Origin of the sequence: Frigoribacterium sp. CFBP 13707, from assembly GCF_014842245.1 — a bacterium.
Taxonomy (GTDB): domain Bacteria; phylum Actinomycetota; class Actinomycetes; order Actinomycetales; family Microbacteriaceae; genus Frigoribacterium; species Frigoribacterium endophyticum.
In genome coordinates this window covers 642,524-659,681 of sequence record NZ_JACYVL010000002.1, presented here as the reverse complement: position 1 = coordinate 659,681, position 17,158 = coordinate 642,524, and the positions used below count along the sequence as shown (strand labels likewise).

Below are 17,158 nucleotides of genomic sequence, written 5' to 3'. Positions count from 1 at the left end.
ACGGCGTCACCGTCTCTCGTCGGCGGCCGCGAAGGCGGCCAGGATCTCGCGCTGCAGCCCGAACATCTCGCGCTCCTCCTCCGGCTCGGCGTGGTCGAAGCCGAGCAGGTGCAGGACGCCGTGGCAGGTGAGCAGCAGCATCTCGTCGAGGGGCGAGTGGCCCGCCGTCGCCGCCTGCGAGACCGCGACCTGCGGGCAGACCACGATGTCGCCGAGCAGACCGGCCGGGGTGGGGTCGTCTTCCGTGCCGGGGCGCAGCTCGTCCATGGGGAAGCTGAGCACGTCGGTCGGGCCCGGCTCGTCCATCCACTGGATGTGCAGCTGCTCCATGGCGGCCTCGTCGACGAGCACGATCGCCAGCTCGGCCTCGGGGTGCACGTGCATCTGGTCGAGGGCGAAGGTCGCGAGCCGCTGCAGCGCGGCCTCGTCGACCTCGATGCTCGACTCGTTGTTGACCTCGATGCTCATCGGCTGCCTCCCGTCGACCGCGACGCCCCGTCGGCGGACGAGGGCCGCGCGGCCGCCGCCTGCTCTTCTCGGTGGGCGCGCTGCGCCTGCCGCTCGGCGTCGTACGTCGTGTAGGCGTCGACGATCCGGCCGACGAGGGTGTGCCGGACGACGTCGTCGCTCGTCAGGCGGGCGAAGTGGATGTCGTCGATGCCGTCGAGCACGCGGGTCACGAGCTGGAGCCCGCTCGCGCCGGTCGGCAGGTCGATCTGGGTGACGTCGCCCGTCACGACCATGCGGGAGCCGAAGCCGAGCCGGGTGAGGAACATCTTCATCTGCTCGGGCGTCGTGTTCTGCGCCTCGTCGAGCACGACGAAGGCGTCGTTCAGCGTCCGGCCGCGCATGTAGGCGAGCGGGGCGACCTCGACGGTGCCGGCCGCGAGCAGCTTGGGCACGATCTCCGGGTCCATCATCTCGTTGAGCGCGTCGTACAGGGGGCGGAGGTAGGGGTCGATCTTGTCGGTGAGGGTGCCGGGCAGGAAGCCCAGGCGCTCCCCCGCCTCGACGGCGGGGCGCGTGAGGATGATGCGCTGCACCTCGCGCCGCTGCAGGGCCTGGACCGCCTTCGCCATCGCGAGGTAGGTCTTGCCGGTGCCGGCCGGGCCGATGCCGAACGTGATGGTGTGCTGGTCGATCGCCTCGACGTAGCGGGCCTGGCCGAGCGTCTTCGCCCGGACGGACTTGCCGCGGCTCGAGACGATCGGCTGGCCGAAGACGTCCGCGGGCGCGGCCTGCCCGGAGTCGAGCAGCTTCGCGCTGGTCTCGACCTCGGCCGGGACGAGGTCGTGGCCGTTGCGCACCAGCGAGACGAGCTCGTCGACGAGGCCCCGGGCCCGGGCGACCGACGCCGCCGGCCCCTCGAGTCCGACCTCGTTGCCCCGCACGAGCACGCGGACGTCGGGGTACTGCTTCTCGACGGTCTTGAGGAGCCGGTCGTGGGGACCGAGCAGCTGGACCATCGCGACGCCGTCGACGGTGATGTCGACCCGGGTCGCGCCCTCGGCGCGGGCGTCGGAGCCGGTGGACGGAGTGTCGCTAGTGGGCAAGGGTGCCTTCCTGGAGGAGTCCCCCGAGCACGTGGGCGTGCACGTGGAACACGGTCTGGCCGGCCGAGGGGCCGGTGTTGAAGACGAGCCGGAACTCGCCGCGGCCGACTGAGAGGTCGGTGCCGTCGTCGGAGCGGAAGACGGCCGGGTCGGCCGACAGGGCCGAGGCCGTCGCCACGATCTCGGCGAGCAGCGCGGGGTCGCCCGCGGCCAGCTCGGCGACGTCGTGCCACCGCTCGGTCTTGGGGACGACGAGCAGGTGGACGGGAGCCTTGGGCTCGACGTCGCGGAACGCGATGACCCGCTCGTTCTCGAAGACGATGTCGGCCGGGATCTCGCGCGCGACGATGCGGCTGAAGACGGACGGCTGGTCGGAGCCGCCGGGGGCCTGGCTGGTCTGGTCGTCGGACATGCCGCTCATCGTACCGGCGGCCGGTGACACCGGCCCGACGTCGACGACGGGGCCGCCTACCAGCGACCGAGCCGCACGCTGAGGACGGCCAGGGCCGCCGGGCCCGCCGTCGAGGTCCGCAGCACGCTGTCGCCGAGCCTCGCGAGCGTGGCGCCCGCGTCGACGAAGAGGGCGAGCTCGGCGGGCGAGACGCCGCCCTCGGGGCCGACCACCACCGTGACGACCGAGCCCGCGCCTCCCTCGGGCGGGAGGTCGACCGCGGAGAGCGCGCGGTCGGCCGTGGGCTCCAGCACGAGCACCGGGCCGAGCGCCGTGCGGGCCGCGAGCTGCTTCGTCGTCGCGAGGTCGAGCACCTCGGGCGCCCAGGGCCTCATCGCCTGCTTCGTCGCCTCGCGGGTGATCGCGCGCCAGCGGCTCGTGCCCTTCGCGACCTTGGCACCCTCCCAGCGCGACACCGACCGCGACGCCGACCAGGGGACGACCTCGTCGACGCCGAGCTCCGTCGCGGCCTGGACGGCGAGCTCGTCGCGGTCGCCCTTGGCGAGGGCCTGGGCCAGCGCGATCCGGACGCCGGGCCGAGGATGCGCGGTGACGGTCGCCGCCACCAGCGACAGCCGGTCGCCGGTCGCCTCGGTCACCTCGCCCCGCACGACCGTGCCGCGGCCGTCGCCGAGCGTGAGCTGCTCGCCGACCCGCACCCGGCTGACGGTGACGGCGTGCCGTGCCTCGGCGCCGGTGACCGTGACGGTCGAGCCGGCCACCGCCTCCGTCAGGTCGTCGACCAGGTAGAAGTGCGCCACGATCAGAAGTTGAGGAACCGGTCGCGCAGCTTGCCGAACAGGCCCTGCTGGAACTGCGACAGCTCGGGCGCCTGCTCGCGACGGCCGGCGGCGAACTTCTCGATCAGCTCGCGCTCCTTGTGGCTGAGCTTGGTCGGCGTCACCACCTGCACGCCGATCTTGAGGTCGCCGCGGCCCGTGCCGCGGAGCTTCGTGACCCCGCGGTCGCGGACGGTCAGCACGTCGCCGCTCTGGGTGCCCGGCTTGAGCTCGATCTCCACCGCGCCGTCGAGGCCGTCGAGGGTCGTCTCGGTGCCGAGGATCGCGTCGGACATCTGCACCTCGAGCGTCGCCAGCAGGTCGTCGCCGTTGCGGCTGTAGGTCTCGTGGTGGCGGACCTTGACCTCGAGGTACAGGTCGCCGTTCGGGCCGCCGGCCTGGCCGACCTCGCCCTGCCCGGGCAGCTGGAGGCGGAGGCCGGTGTCGACGCCCGCGGGGATGTCGATGGGGATGGTGCGGCGGGCGCGGACGCGGCCCTGGCCCTGGCAGGTCGGGCACGGGTTCGGGATGACGGTGCCGTAGCCACGGCAGGTGCCGCAGGGGCTGGAGGTCATGACGTTGCCGAGCAGCGAGCGGACCTGGCGCTGGATCTGGCCCGAGCCGTGGCAGATGTCGCAGGTCTGGGGCGAGGTGCCGGGCGCGCAGCAGGACCCGGAGCAGGTCTCGCAGAGAACTGCGGTGTCGACCTCGATGTCGCGCTGCGTGCCGAAGACGATCTCTTCCAGGTCGACCTCGAGGCGGAGCAGGGCGTCCTGGCCGCGCTCGCGACGCGACCTCGGCCCCTGGCGCTGACCCCCGCCTCCCCCGCCGCCGAAGAAGGCGTCGAAGATGTCGCCGAAGCCCGCGGCGCCGCCGCCCCCGCCGAAGCCGGTCTGGGGGCCGAGGTCGTAGCGCTCCCGCTGCTGGGGGTCGCTGAGCACGTCGTAGGCGTGCGTGACGTCCTTGAACCGCTCGGACGCCTCCGGGCTGGGGTTCACGTCGGGGTGCAGCTCGCGGGCGAGCCGGCGGTACGCCTTCTTGATCTCCTCCGGGGTCGCCGAGCGGTCGACTCCGAGCACGTCGTAATGATCTGCCACTGGTTCTCGTCTGCCTCTGGTGTGCGTCTGCGCTCCGCGGGGGCCGCGGGGCGGATGTCTGGGTGGGATGTCTGCTGGTCGTGTGTCGTGTCTGGGGGTGGAGTCGGTGGTCGGGGCCGCAGGCCGGCGCCGGCCCTCGTCAGCGCTCGGAGAGCAGGGACGAGAGGTAGCGGGCGACCGCCCGGACCGCCGCCATGTTGGTGGAGTAGTCCATGCGCATCGGGCCGAGCACGCCCAGGCGGGCGATCTCGCTGCCCGACGACGAGTAGCCGCTCGCGAGGACGGACGCCTGCGAGAGCCCGAACGACTCGTTCTCGCGGCCGATGCTGGCGGCGACGTCGACGGCGTCGAGCTGCATCTCGCCGAAGAGCCGGAGCAGCGCCACCTGCTCCTCGATGGCCTCGAGGACGGGGTAGAGGTTGCCGCTGAAGTCGTCGCCGATGCGGACGAGGTTCGCCGCGCCCGCCATGACCAGGCGGTCCTGGCGGCCGGTGGCGAGCTGCTCGACGAGGCTCGCCACGAGGAGCCCGACGGTGGCCGCGCGCTCGGGCGGGTGCTGTGCCGGCAGGTCGGCCAGCGCGGTCGCGGCGGCGCTCAGGGCAGCCCCGCCGACGAGGGCGTTGAGCGAGGAGCGCAGCTCGCCGAGGAAGGACTCGTCGACCGGCGCGGGGAGCTCGACGACCCGCTGCTCGACCTGGCCCGTGTCGGTGATGAGCACCGTCATGACCCGGCGCTCGGCGAGGCTGACGAGCTCGACGTGGCGGACGCGGGCCCGCGAGAAGGAGGGGTACTGGACGAGGGCGACCTGGTTCGTCAGCTGGCTGAGCAGGCGGACGGTGCGGCCGAGGACCTCGTCGAGGTCGGTGGAGTCGCCGAGGAAGGTCTCGATCGCCTGGCGCTGCGCGGCGCTGAGCGGGCGGAGGTCGGCGAGCTGGTCGACGAAGAGGCGGTACCCCTTGTCGGTGGGGACGCGGCCGCTCGAGGTGTGCGGGGCCGCGATGAGCTCCTCCTCCTCGAGGAGGGCCATGTCGTTGCGGATCGTCGCGGCGGAGACGCCGAACTGGTGCCGCTCGACGATGGACTTCGAGCCCACGGGCTCGCGGGAGGCGACGTAGTCGTGCACGATGACGCGCAGCACCTCGAGCCCTCGTTCCGAGACCACCGCACACCTCCTCATCGCACCACGGGCCCGCCGCGCCCCGGGGGCGTCGACACGGACCGGCTGGCACTCGCCGTACCAGACTGCCAATGCTACGCCACCGGCCTGGCGGCACCTACTCGCGCCGCGCCTCCCTGTCCTATGCTCGGCGTGACGGACACCGGACCGCGCGGTCCGGTCGACGCCCTCGGGCACCGACCCCTCCAGGGCGGGAGGCCGTCACCTCCGACCACGACGAACCAGGTGAGCAGATGACCGACACCCCGCCCGCAGAGCCGCACGACCCCTACGCCAAGCAGCCCGGCCAGGGCGGCCCGGCCGGCCAGCCCGGCCCGCCGCCGTACGGCCAGCAGGCACCCGGCCAGCAGGCGCCGCAGGGCGGCCCGCAGCCCTACGGCCAGCAGCAGCCCTGGGGGCAGCAGGCCCCGGGCGGCGGTGCCGGCTACCAGCAGGCCGGCCAGCCCCTCCGCCCCGAGGACGAGAAGCTCTGGTCGACGCTGATCCACGTCGGCGGGATCCTGTTCGGGTTCATCCCGGCGCTCGTCGGCTACCTCGTGCTGAAGGACCGCGGTCCGTTCATCCGGGAGCACACGCGTCAGGCGCTCAACTTCCAGATCACGATGACGATCGCGAGCGTGGTCGGTGCCCTGCTCTGGATCGTGCTCGTCGGCTACCTGATCTCGGCCGCCGTCGCCATCGTCATCCTCGTCTTCAGCATCCTCGCGGCCCTGGCCGCGAACAAGGGCGAGTACTACAAGTACCCGCTGACGATCGAGTTCATCAAGGCGTAGCCCGCCGGCGCGACAGCGTCGCCGCACCCACCGAGGCGCGTCTCCCCCGGGGAGGCGCGCCTCGCGTCACGCCGGGAGCAGCCGGCTGACGACGGCGTCGGCCATCAGGCGCCCGGTGCGCGTCAGCTCGACACGGCCTGCTAGGGCGGCGCGGCCGTCGATCCAGCCGTCCGCGATGAGCCCGGCGACCGCCGCCCGGCCCGTCGCGTCGAGGTCGCTCGTCGGCAGGCCGTCCCGGGTGCGGACGGCGAGCAGCACGCGCTCGACCCGGCGCGTCTCGTCGTCGAGGGTCTCCCGCCCCGCCCCGGGCGACTCCCCCGCGGTCATCCGCTGGGCGTAGGCGGCCGGGTGCTTGACGTTCCACCAGCGGACGCCGCCAACGTGGCTGTGCGCACCGGGCCCGACGCCCCACCAGTCCTGGCCCGTCCAGTACGACAGGTTGTGGCGCGACCGGTGCTCGACGCCCCTCGACCAGTTGCTCACCTCGTACCAGTCGTAGCCGGCCTCGGCCAGGCGGGCGTCGGCCAGCTCGTACATGTCGGCGGCCGCGTCGTCGTCGGGCTGGGCGACCTCGCCGCGGCGGATCTGCCGTGCGAGCTTCGTGCCGTCCTCGACGATCAGGGCGTAGGCCGAGAGGTGGTCGGGCTCCTGGGCGAGCGCGACGTCGAGCGACCTCGTCCAGTCGTCGAGGGTCTCGCCCGGCGTGCCGTAGATGAGGTCGAGGCTGACGTCGAGGCCGGCCTCCCGCGCCCAGGCCACGACGAGCGGGATCCGCTCGGGGTCGTGGGTGCGCTCGAGCGTCGCCAGCACGCTCGGCACGGCCGACTGCATGCCGAAGCTGACGCGGGTGAAGCCGGCGGCCGCGAGGGCGCGCAGGTACTCCGCGTCGACGCTGTCCGGGTTTGCCTCCGTCGTGACCTCGGCCCCCGCCTCCAGCCCCCAGGTGTCGACGACGGCGTGCAGCATCGTCGCGAGGTCGGTGTGCGGCAGCATCGTCGGGGTGCCACCGCCGAAGAACACGGTGGAGGCGCGGCGCGGCGGCAGGCCCGCCCGCTCGAGCACACGGCCGGCCTGGGCGACCTCGGCCACCGCCTGCGAGGCGTAGTCGTCTCGACGGGCCCCGCGCAGCTCGTCGCCCGTGTAGGTGTTGAAGTCGCAGTAGCCGCAGCGGACACGGCAGAACGGGACGTGGAGGTAGACGCCGAGGTCGCGGTCGGCGACGCCCTCGACCACGGAGGCGGGCAGGGCTCCGTCGGCGGGGGCCGGGTCGGCGACGGGGAGGGCTCCGGGCACCGTCAGTGGCCCGGACGCACGTCGCGGACCTCGTCGGGACCGTGACGGCGCGACTCCTCGTCGTCCGCCGCGGCCTCGGCGGCGGCCGCGAGGTCGACGTCGTCGACGCTCGGCACGGTCTCGCTCGCGTCGCCGGTCTCGTCGTTCTGGCTCAGGGCCTGGAGGTAGCGCTTCGTGTAGAGGGTCTGCGTGCGCTTCATGAACGGCGACACGAGGCGCCAGCGCCACGTGCTCGGGCGCGAGAAGGCACGGATCGTCAGCCACACCGAGCCGTCGTCGGTCTGGTCGACGATCCAGCTCTCTTCTCCGCTCTCGGGGTGGCCCTCGAGCGTGCCGTAGGCGAAGCCCTTGCGCTTCGGCTCGTCGACGACGTAGACGACCCGCACCGGCGCCTCCACCTGGCGGCCCCAGGCAGAGATGACGAGCGTCGCGGTCGTGCCGGCCGTGAGGAAGGGCGTGCCGTCGGGCGCGTAGCGCGACTCGTCGGGGCGCTCCTCGCTCCAGTGCGCCGGGTCGACCGGCTCGCCCGACTCGTCGAACGTCACCGGCACGTAGCCGGTGTCGTCGGCGGGCGGCACGCCGTCGACGCGCACCGTGATGCCGCTGCGCTCCTGGATCTTCCAGGTCAGGGCGGCGATGCAGGCCGCCTCGAAGCGCGCGTCGCCGTGGCCCACCCGGGTGCGGTACTCGACCGGGGTGAAGCCGACCGGCGGGTACTGCATCAGGTCGGCGGCCTGGGTGGCCCCGACCTCGCCGTAGGTGGTCCGGGTCTCGGTGTGGGTGGCTCGGCGCATGGGGCTACTTCTTGTCCTTCTTCTCCGTGTCGCCGGAGAGGGCGGCGATGAACGCCTCCTGGGGGACCTCCACGCGACCGATGGTCTTCATGCGCTTCTTGCCCTCCTTCTGCTTCTCGAGCAGCTTGCGCTTGCGGGTGATGTCGCCGCCGTAGCACTTGGCGAGGACGTCCTTGCGCATCGCGCGGATGCTCTCGCGCGCGATGATCCGCGCGCCGATCGCGGCCTGGATGGGCACCTCGAACTGCTGGCGCGGGATGAGCTCGCGGAGGCGCCCGGTCATCAGCACGCCGTAGGCGTAGGCCTTGTCGCGGTGGACGATGGCGCTGAAGGCGTCGACCTGCTCGCCCTGCAGCAGGATGTCGACCTTGACCAGGTCGGCCTCCTGCTCGCCGGTGGGCTCGTAGTCGAGGCTCGCGTAGCCGGCCGTCTTCGACTTGAGGCTGTCGAAGAAGTCGAAGACGATCTCGCCGAGCGGCATCGCGTAGCGGATCTCGACGCGGTCCTCGCCGAGGTACTCCATGCCGAGCAGCGACCCGCGGCGCTGCTGGCACAGCTCCATGATCACGCCGACGTAGTCCTTCGGGGCGAGGATGGCGGCCTTCACCATCGGCTCGCGGACGCTGGCGATCTTGCCGCCGGGGAACTCGCTGGGGTTGGTCACGGTGACGGTCTTGCCGTCCTCCGCCGTGACCTCGTAGACCACGCTCGGCGCCGTCGTGATCAGGTCGAGGCCGAACTCGCGCTCGAGCCGCTCCGTGATGATCTCGAGGTGCAGCAGGCCGAGGAACCCGCAGCGGAAGCCGAAGCCGAGGGCCACCGACGTCTCGGGCTCGTAGACCAGCGCCGCGTCGGAGAGCTTCAGCTTGTCGAGCGCCTCACGGAGGTCGGGGTAGTCGCTGCCGTCGATCGGGTACAGGCCCGAGAACACCATCGGGAGCGGCTCGGTGTAGCCCGGCAGCGCCTCGGTGGCCGGCTTCGCGTGGGTCGTGACGGTGTCGCCGACCTTCGACTGTCGGACGTCCTTCACGCCGGTGATGAGGTACCCGACCTCGCCGACGCTGAGCCCCGCGCTCGGCACCGGCTCCGGCGACGAGACGCCGATCTCGAGGATCTCGTGCGTCGACTTCGTCGACATCATCTGCACCTTCTCGCGAGGGTGCAGCGTGCCGTCGATCATCCGGATGTAGGTGACGACGCCGCGGTAGCTGTCGTAGACCGAGTCGAAGATCATCGCTCGCGGCGACGCGTCGGCGACGCCGACCGGCGACGGGATGCGGTCGACCACGCGGTCGAGGAGCTCCTCGACGCCCATGCCGGTCTTGCCGCTGACGCGGAGGACGTCGGCGGGGTCGCCGCCGATCAGGCTCGCGAGCTCGGCCGCGTACTTGTCGGGGTCGGCCGCGGGCAGGTCGATCTTGTTGAGCACCGGGATGATCTCGAGGTCGTTCTCGAGCGCCAGGTAGAGGTTCGCCAGCGTCTGGGCCTCGATGCCCTGCGCGGCGTCGACGAGGAGGATCGCGCCCTCGCAGGCGGCGAGCGATCGGGAGACCTCGTAGCTGAAGTCGACGTGCCCGGGGGTGTCGATCATGTTCAGCGCGTAGGTCGCCCCGTCGCGCTCCCACGGCATGCGGACGGCCTGGCTCTTGATCGTGATGCCGCGCTCGCGCTCGATGTCCATGCGGTCGAGGTACTGGGCGCGCATGGCGCGGCTCTCGACGACGCCGGTGATGCCGAGCATGCGGTCGGCCAGCGTCGACTTGCCGTGGTCGATGTGCGCGATGATGCAGAAGTTGCGGAGTTGCTCGGGCGCGGTCTGGGCCGGCTCGAGTGCTCGGAGTGCTTGGGGGCTCACACGGTCCTCTGGGGGTGGCGGGCGGGGGTCCGAGCATTCTCCCACGCCGGCGACGCGGCGAGGGCCCGGCAGCGCCGACCCGCGCCCCCGGAGGGTCGGCCCGGGCCGCCTAGCCGAGGCCGCCGAGGAGGTGCGCGACGCCGAGCGGGACGCCCACGGCCAGGCCGAGGCCCAGCACGATCGCCGCGCCCGCGAGCATGACGGCGTTGGCGACGATGCCGATCGTCGAGAACGTGCGCGCCTCGGGCTCGCGACGGCGCGCGACGACGCCGAGCACGAGGCCGACGATCGGCACGACGAGGGTGAAGCCCGCGGCGACGGAGACCAGGCCGAGCACGAGGCTCGTGACGCTGAGGGGCGCGGAGGCGGCGGCGGGGGCGGCGACGGAGGGGGACGGGGCGGGGGCGGTGGTGGTCGAGGTCATGCACCGAGCCTAGGAAAATCGACCCGCGACTCCTCGGGGGCTGACCCCCGGAAACGGCCGGGGGGCCGCCCTCGCCCGGGGTGCCGGAGACACCGGACGGGTCAGCCGAGTGACGCGACGCTCAGTCGGACGACACGACGGAGGCGCGGCCGAGCGGGCGTCGCGGGTCACCGGGAGCGGGCAGCGCGGCCAGGCCCCGCGTGATCACCTCGGGCGACGAGGCGAGGCAGACGCGGATCCAGCCCTCGCCGGAGCGGCCGAACGCGCTGCCCGGCGCGACGGCGACGCGGTGCTGGAACAAGAGGTCCTCCGCCCAGGCGGCGACGTCGCCCTGCGAGGCGTGGCCGACGTCGATCCAGAGGTAGAAGGCGCCCTGCGGGTCGAGGTAGCGGATGCCCCGCTCGTCGAGCAGGCCCTTCGCCAGCTCGAGGTTGCTGCGGTAGTGCTCGCGGGCCTCGGAGACCGGCGAGTGGTCGCCGAGCACGGCCGCGAGGGCCGCCAGCTGGTCGGGCTCGGCGACGCAGCTGATCGCGGCCTCCTGCACCGTGCGCATCGTGTCGGCGAGGCCGCGCGGCGTCACGAGGTAGCCGACCCGGACCCCGGTCATCGCGTACGTCTTGCTCGTCGAGAAGACGCTGAAGACGCGGTCGTCGGCGTCGAGGCTCGCGAGGCTGACGTGGGGCGTGCCGTAGGTGAAGTACTCGTAGACCTCGTCGCTGATCACCCAGAGGTCGTGGCGCGCCGCGAAGTCGAGGAGCGACTGGAGCACCTCCCGCTCGTAGACGACGCCGAGGGGGTTCGACGGCGAGTTGACGATGATCACGCGGGTGCGCGGCGTGACGAGCTTCTCGAGGTCGTCGACGTGCGGCACGAAGCCGCGCTGGGGCGACAGCGCGTAGGGCACGGGGACGGCGTCGAGCATCCGCGCGTTCATCGTGAAGGTCGTGTAGCCGGGGTCGGGCACGAGGACCTCGTCGCCCGCGGCCAGCAGCAGGCCCATCGTCTGGTGCAGGGCCTGCGTGGCGCCGACCGTCACCCAGACCTGCTCGACGTCGACGTGGACGTCGTTCTCGCGGGCGAGCTTCGCCACGAGGGCCTCGCGGAGCGCGGGGACGCCGCCGTTCGGCGTGTAGTTCGTGCGGTCGTCGGCCCAGGCGCGCCTCGCCGCGTCGGCGACGTGGTGCGGCACGGGCACGTCGGGCTCCCCCACGACGAGCATCGCGACGTCGTCCAGCTTCGCCGCGATCTCGAAGATCCGTCGAATGCCGGAGGTGGGGACGGACGCGACGTGCGGGGCGAGCGAAGGCATGCTGAACGGTACTACGGGCGACACGCCGCGCCTCCGGCCCCGCGGTCGTTGAGGATGGCGGACGCGACTGGTAACGTTGCCTGTTGGCTTGCGCGTTACGTCTGAACTGACGGAACGCGATCCCAGCCGTGAGCCGCTCCGGTGGCAGCACCGGCGGCAGCCCGGGCAGGACGCACCGTCCTCCGGTCGGCTGGCGCATCACTCGTCCAGACACAGAAACCAAGGAAGTAGCGAACGTGGCAAACATCAAGTCGCAGATCAAGCGCATCGGCACCAACAAGAAGGCCCAGGACCGCAACAAGGCCGTCAAGAGCGAGCTCAAGACCGCGATCCGCGCCACGCGCGAGGCCATCGTCTCGGGCGACAAGGACAAGGCCACCAGCACCCTCGCCCTCGCGGCGAAGAAGCTCGACAAGGCCGCCAGCAAGGGCGTCATCCACAAGAACCAGGCGGCGAACCGCAAGTCGGCCATCGCCAAGCAGGTCAGCGCTCTCTGAGCCGACCCCCGGTGAGGCGTCGCTGACGCAGCATCCCCGACGACCTGGTCGTCGACGATGAAGGCCCCGTCTCCTCGAAGACGGGGCCTTCGTCGTGCCCGCGGCCGGCGGCCGCGGCTGCGGGCGGGCCCTGTCGGCAACTCCTGCGGCGTGCTCGCCGGAGCGGCCCCTACGCCGCTCCCGCGACACGGAGCAGGAGTTGCCGACACGCACGCTCCACAGCGACGAGCGTCCGCGGCACGGCCGAACCGGCACCGCGCCTCCCCCGCGGACCGTCGGCAACTCCTGCGGGATGCCCGCCGGGTCGGCCCCCACGCCGCTCCCGCGACACGGAGCAGGAGTTGCCGACGCGCACGCTCCACGGCGACGAGCGTCCGCGGAACGGCCGAACCGGCACCGCGCCTCCCCCGCGGACCGTCGACAACTCCTGCGGGATGCCCGCCGGGTCGTCCCCCCACGCGGCTCGCGCTACCAGGAGCAGGAATTGCCGACGCACGTCGTGCTCCGCCGAGCGTGCTGGGCAGCCACGGCACGGGCACCGCGCCTACTCCGCGGACCGTTGACAACTCCTGCGGGGTGCTCGCCGGGGCGGGCGACCCGCCGCGCGCGCGACCGTGAGCAGGAGTTGCCGACCGTCGCGGGCGCGCGACGGACGCAGGACGGCCCGTCTTCGGGCGGGCGCGAGGGCGCGGAGCGGGGCGGCCCGAAGAGTCGCGGGGCGGGGCGGCCCGGGGAGGCGCGGGTCAGCGGGAGAGGAAGTCGCGGGGCCGGGCGGGGACCGGGGAGGCGCGGGTCAGCGGGAGAGGAAGTCGCGGGGCGGGGCGGCCCGGGGAGGCGCGGGTCAGTGGGCGAGGAAGCCGCGGGGCGGGGGCGGCCCGGGGCGGGGCGGGAGCCGGGGAGGCGCGGGTCAGCGGGCGAGGGAGCCGCGGGTGGCGACGGCGGTCACCATGCGCTCGAGGGCGTAGATCGCGTCGCGCTCGGCGCCCTTGACGGCGGCGTCGGTCTCGGCGATGAGCTCGATGCACCGCCCGAGGCCGTCCTCGCTCCAGCCACGCACGTCGCGCTGTGCCCGCTCGACCTGCCACGGCGCCATGCCGAAGCGCGAGGCCAGCTGGCCCGACGGCCCGTACGAGCCCTGCACCTTCGCCATCGTGCGGACCTTCATCGCGAACGCGGCCACCACGGGCACCGGATCCGCCCCGGACGACAGCGCGTGCCGGAGGAGCACCAGGGCCTCGCCCTGCCGACCCGCGATCGCCATGTCGGCCACCTTGAAGGCGTTCGTCTCGACACGGCCGGCGTAGTACTTCTCGACCGTCGCCTCCGTGATCTCGTCCGCCGCGTCGGAGATCAGCTGCTGGCACGCGCTGGCCAGCTCGGCGAGGTCGTCGTTGAAGGCCGTCACGAGGGCACGGAGGGCCCCCGACGTGACCCGACGACGCTCGGCCCGGAACTCGGCGGCGGCGAAGTCGAGCTTCTCGGTCTCTTTCTTGAGCTCGGCGCAGACGACCTCGAAGCCGCCGCCGATCCCGGACCGGAGCGCGTCGAGGAGCTTCTTGCCCCTCACGCCGCCGCCGTGCCGGAGCACGAGGTACGTGTCGTCGGCGGGCGACTCGAGGTACCGGAGGGTCTCGGTGAGGAACGCGTCGGTGCACTTCTCGACGGAGGAGACCCGGATGAGGCGCGGCTCGGCGAACAGGGAGGGGCTCGCGAGCGAGATGAGCTCGCCCGGCTGGTAGTGGTCGGCCTCGAGGTCGTTGACCTCGAGGCTCGGGTCCTCCGCCGTGAGCTGGTCGCGCAGCTGCCTGACGGCCCGGTCGGCGAGGAACTGCTCCGGCCCGCTCACGAGCACGACGGGGGCCGGCCGGATCTGGTGCCACGCGACCTGGTCGACGCTGACCGACGCCTTCTTGACGGTCTTGCCGGTCGTCTTCGCGGCCACGGTCCTCCTCCAGGTGCGGCCGCCCCGGGCAGCCGGTGACCAGCGTAACGGACCCCTCCGTCACCCACGACGCCGCCGCCAGAGGCGCAGCTCCGCCGCGGCGCCGTCGTCACGGGGTGCTCCGCGGACGGTCACCGCTGCGTCGCCGTCGAGGTCGGTGCGGGCGACGACGGCCCCGCCGACGAGCGCGAGGGCGTCGTCGGTCGGGTGCCCGTAGCCGTTCTCCCTCCCGACGCCGATCATCGCCACCCGGGCCGGAGCGCGACGGTAGAGCTCCGCGTGCTGGTCGGCGGAGCCGTGGTGCGACACCTTGACCACGTCGACCGGCCCCACGGCCTCCTCGCCGGCCGGAGTCGACAGGAGCCTCCGCTGGGCGGCCTCGCCGAGGTCGCCCAGCGCGAGCAGCGACGCGCAGCCGGTGACGCACCCGGCCGTGGGGCGCCACGCGGTGACGACGCTCGCGTCGTTGCCCGAGGCCTCGGGGTCGACCGGCCAGAGCACCGACCAGGCCAGGTCGCCGAGCACCCCGCGGGCGCCGGCCGTCACGGGGACGATCTCCGCGCCTCCCGCCCGGAGGCCGTCGACGACGGCCACGTCGGCCGGTCTCCCCGGCGCCCCGACGAGCACGGTGCCGACGCTGCCCGCGACCACGCCGACCGCCCCGACGTGGTCCGTGTCGAAGTGGGTGAAGACGAGCAGGTCGACCTCGTCGACCCCGAAGCGGTGCAGGCAGCCGGCCAGCGCCTCCTCGTCGTCGCCCACGTCGATCAGGGCCACGCGCCCGGCGCTCCGGACGAGCACGGCGTCGCCCTGACCGACGTCGCACTGCACGACCACCCAGTCATCGGGCACGCCCGCGCGCTCCCCGAGGCGGGCGCCCACGGCCGCGCCGGCCGGGACCACGAGGGCCGCCACGAGCGCGACGCCGAGCAGCCGTCGGGCCCGCAGCCCACGCGGCGTCAGGACGACGGCCGCCACCAGTGCGGACGCGACGACCAGCACGGCCACGCCCGCCGGCCCGTCGGACCACTCGAGACGAGCCCCCGGCCACGCCGCGACGGTGCGGGCGACCGCGCCGACCCAGCTCGCCGGCACCCACGCCACGCGTGCGACGAGCTCGGCCAGGCCGGGCGCCCACGGCGCCGTCACGCAGACCAGGAGGCCGGCCACGGTGGCGACGGGAGCCGCGGGCTCGGCCAGCACGTTCGCCACGACCCCGTGCACCGGGAGGCTCGGCTCGAGCAGCAGCAGCACGGGCTGACACGCGAGCTGAGCCGCCGCCGGGACCGCGAGCCCCAGCGCGATCGGCGTGGGCAGCACGCGGGCGAGCTCGGCCGCCAGCGGTCGCGCCAGCACGACGAGCCCCGCCGTGGCCAGGACGGACAGGGCGAAGCCGACGTCGCGAGCAAGCCAGGGGTCGGCGAGGAGCAGCCCCGTCACGGCCAGGGCGACGACCGGGAGGCCCGACACGGGCCGGGCGGCGGCGAGGTGGACCAGCACCACGAGCGCCATGACCGTGGCCCTCAGGATGCTCGCGTCGGGCGTCACCAGCACGAGGAAGGCCAGCAGGACGACGCAGGAGACCCCGATGCGGACGACGCGGGGCACCCGGAGCGCCCCGCCCACGAGCATCACGAGCGCGACGAGGACGGCGCAGTTCGAGCCCGACACGGCGGTCAGGTGGGTCAGCGAGGCCGTCTCCATCGCCTCCCGCAGGTCGTCGGGCACCGCCGACGTGTCGCCCAGCGCGAGGCCGGGCAGCAGGGCGCCGCCGTCGCCGGGCATTTCGGCCACGGCGTCGCGGAAGGCCCCCCGGAGCCCGTTCGCCACGGCCTCGACGCCCTCCGCCTCGGTTCCGGCCCGGAGCGGCCCCCGCGACGCCGCCGCCCACGGGTGCGGATCGCCGCGCTCCACGGGCAGCAGCGAGACCAGGACCCGGACGGCCTGGCCGATCTCCACGGTCGGCCCCGAGACCCGGGGCCCCAGCAGGAACAGCGAGGAGTCGCCACGCCAGACCGCCCGACCGCCCACCTCGACGAGGCCCACGTCGAGCTCCGCGGTAGTGCTGCCCGGGACGATCCGGGCCGTCGCGGTGCCCTCGATCGTGACCACCCTGCCCTGCAGGTCGAGGACGGCGGGCGGCCACCGGTCGTCCGCCCGCGCCGCGGCCGCCCCGAGCAGGAGACCCGCCAGCCCCGCCGTCACGAGCACGAGGGTCGCGACCGCGGTCGCACGGGAGGCCCGCGGCCTCCTGAGGGGGCCCGACGGGGACAGCGGCCCGGTCGACGCCCCGACGCACGCCCCCGCTCCCGCCTCCGCCCACGCCTCCGCACCCGTCCCCGCCGCACCCGGCGGGCCGACGCCCCGGCCGCCCCTCCCCGCGACGGCGGCCACCGCCCCGGCCGCCAGCAGGACCACCGCGAGGCCCGCCAGCACGACCAGCTGCCGCCCCGCCGACCACGGCAGCGCGACGACGAGCACCGCCCAGGCCACGCCCGCCGGGACCGCCAGGCGGACGTCGACGGGCGGAGCCGCCCCGCCGTCGCCGACGGTCACACCGTGACCAGCGGCCGGAGCGACTCGAGGGTCTTCTCGCCGATGCCCCGCACCTCGAGCAGGTCGTCCACGGACCGGAACCCGCCCGAGCCCTCCCGCCACTCGACGATGGCGGCCGAGGTCGCCGGGCCGACCCCGGGCAGCGCCTGGAGAGCCGTGGCGTCGGCGCGGTTCAGGTCGACCAGGCCGCCGCCCGCGCCGCCCCCCGCACCCGACGCCCCGCCCCCGCCGGCAGCACCCCCGCCGCCACCGCTCGCCCCGCCCCCGACGGCACCGCCCGCACCGCTCCCGTCCACGACCTCGCCCACCCCCGGCACCCGCAGCTGCTCGCCGTCGACCACCGGCCGGGCGAGGTTGACCCCCGCCTCGTCCGCCCCCTCCGCGAAGCCCCCGGCCGCGGCGACGACGTCGACGACGCGGGCTCCCGCCGGCACCTCGTAGAGGCCGGGGCGGGCGACGTGGCCGTGCACGTGGACGAACACCGACCCCGCGGTGCCCGACCCGGCCCCCGCGCCGGTCGCCGCCGCTCCCGCCTCGTCGTCGAACGAGCCGCCCGGCGACGACGCCGTCGTGATCGCGGTCTCGCCCGCGCCTCCCCCCGCTCCCCCTCCCGTGGCCACCGCCGTAGCGACGACCGAGCCCACCGCGAGCACCAGCA

Annotated in this window: 16 protein-coding genes; 2 read left to right on the top strand and 14 right to left on the bottom strand. The window is 74.0% G+C overall.

Features of this window, described 5'->3' with window-relative positions:
• Positions 1-6 precede the first annotated feature (6 nt).
• From ybeY to hrcA, 6 genes are all read right to left on the bottom strand, one after another.
• Positions 7-468 carry an rRNA maturation RNase YbeY gene (gene ybeY, locus IFT45_RS06785; protein ID WP_192127325.1) on the bottom strand — a complete coding sequence of 154 codons (462 nt, stop codon included), beginning with the start codon at positions 466-468 and terminating at the stop codon, positions 7-9.
• A complete protein-coding gene (locus tag IFT45_RS06780; protein ID WP_056054213.1) occupies positions 465-1,553 on the bottom strand; it encodes a PhoH family protein in 1,089 nt (362 codons plus the stop codon). Before IFT45_RS06780 ends, ybeY begins: the two co-directional genes overlap by 4 nt.
• Positions 1,543-1,965: a histidine triad nucleotide-binding protein gene (locus IFT45_RS06775; RefSeq protein ID WP_056055846.1), complete on the bottom strand. Its 423-nt coding sequence runs from the start codon at positions 1,963-1,965 to the stop codon at positions 1,543-1,545. The genes IFT45_RS06780 and IFT45_RS06775 overlap by 11 nt, the downstream gene beginning before the upstream one ends.
• 56 nt (positions 1,966-2,021) lie before the next feature.
• Positions 2,022-2,765 (bottom strand): 16S rRNA (uracil(1498)-N(3))-methyltransferase, encoded by a 744-nt coding sequence (locus IFT45_RS06770; RefSeq protein ID WP_192127323.1) that lies wholly within the window; start codon positions 2,763-2,765, stop codon positions 2,022-2,024.
• 2 nt (positions 2,766-2,767) lie between these two features.
• Positions 2,768-3,880, bottom strand: coding sequence for a molecular chaperone DnaJ (gene dnaJ / locus IFT45_RS06765; protein WP_056054207.1), 1,113 nt, complete (start codon positions 3,878-3,880; stop codon positions 2,768-2,770).
• Positions 3,881-4,019: 139 nt separating this feature from the next.
• Positions 4,020-5,042: a heat-inducible transcriptional repressor HrcA gene (gene hrcA / locus IFT45_RS06760; protein WP_056054204.1), complete on the bottom strand. Its 1,023-nt coding sequence runs from the start codon at positions 5,040-5,042 to the stop codon at positions 4,020-4,022.
• A gap of 248 nt (positions 5,043-5,290) precedes the next feature.
• Here hrcA and IFT45_RS06755 point away from each other — a divergent pair, with 248 nt between their 5' ends.
• A complete protein-coding gene (locus tag IFT45_RS06755; protein WP_082514328.1) occupies positions 5,291-5,830 on the top strand; it encodes a DUF4870 domain-containing protein in 540 nt (179 codons plus the stop codon).
• Between the two features lie 66 nt (positions 5,831-5,896).
• Here IFT45_RS06755 and hemW read toward each other — a convergent pair whose 3' ends face one another.
• From hemW to IFT45_RS06730, 5 genes are all read right to left on the bottom strand, one after another.
• The gene (gene hemW, locus IFT45_RS06750; RefSeq protein WP_192127321.1) at positions 5,897-7,123 is read right to left on the bottom strand and encodes a radical SAM family heme chaperone HemW; all 1,227 of its coding nucleotides are present in this window, start codon (positions 7,121-7,123) and stop codon (positions 5,897-5,899) included.
• Positions 7,124-7,125: 2 nt separating this feature from the next.
• Complete coding sequence (locus IFT45_RS06745) at positions 7,126-7,917, bottom strand: DUF1990 family protein (RefSeq protein WP_192127319.1); 792 nt, start codon at positions 7,915-7,917, stop codon at positions 7,126-7,128.
• Positions 7,918-7,921: 4 nt separating this feature from the next.
• Positions 7,922-9,772, bottom strand: coding sequence for a translation elongation factor 4 (gene lepA, locus IFT45_RS06740; RefSeq protein ID WP_192127317.1), 1,851 nt, complete (start codon positions 9,770-9,772; stop codon positions 7,922-7,924).
• A 109-nt stretch (positions 9,773-9,881) separates the two neighbouring features.
• Positions 9,882-10,196, bottom strand: coding sequence for a hypothetical protein (locus IFT45_RS06735; protein WP_192127315.1), 315 nt, complete (start codon positions 10,194-10,196; stop codon positions 9,882-9,884).
• A 121-nt stretch (positions 10,197-10,317) separates the two neighbouring features.
• Positions 10,318-11,505: a pyridoxal phosphate-dependent aminotransferase gene (locus IFT45_RS06730; protein WP_056054195.1), complete on the bottom strand. Its 1,188-nt coding sequence runs from the start codon at positions 11,503-11,505 to the stop codon at positions 10,318-10,320.
• Positions 11,506-11,741: 236 nt separating this feature from the next.
• Between IFT45_RS06730 and rpsT the strand changes: the two genes are divergently transcribed.
• Complete coding sequence (rpsT, locus tag IFT45_RS06725; protein WP_056054191.1) at positions 11,742-12,002, top strand: 30S ribosomal protein S20; 261 nt, start codon at positions 11,742-11,744, stop codon at positions 12,000-12,002.
• A 907-nt stretch (positions 12,003-12,909) separates the two neighbouring features.
• Here the strand turns inward: rpsT and holA are convergent.
• The 3 genes from holA to IFT45_RS17630 all read right to left on the bottom strand — a co-directional run.
• A complete protein-coding gene (holA, locus tag IFT45_RS06720; protein WP_192127313.1) occupies positions 12,910-13,944 on the bottom strand; it encodes a DNA polymerase III subunit delta in 1,035 nt (344 codons plus the stop codon).
• A 60-nt stretch (positions 13,945-14,004) separates the two neighbouring features.
• Positions 14,005-16,500, bottom strand: a complete 2,496-nt coding sequence (locus IFT45_RS06715) for a ComEC/Rec2 family competence protein (protein ID WP_192127311.1) — start codon at positions 16,498-16,500, stop codon at positions 14,005-14,007.
• The coding region (locus tag IFT45_RS17630) for a ComEA family DNA-binding protein (RefSeq protein ID WP_371810892.1) at positions 16,497-17,158 on the bottom strand (662 nt) is incomplete at its 5' end. The genes IFT45_RS17630 and IFT45_RS06715, both read right to left, overlap by 4 nt.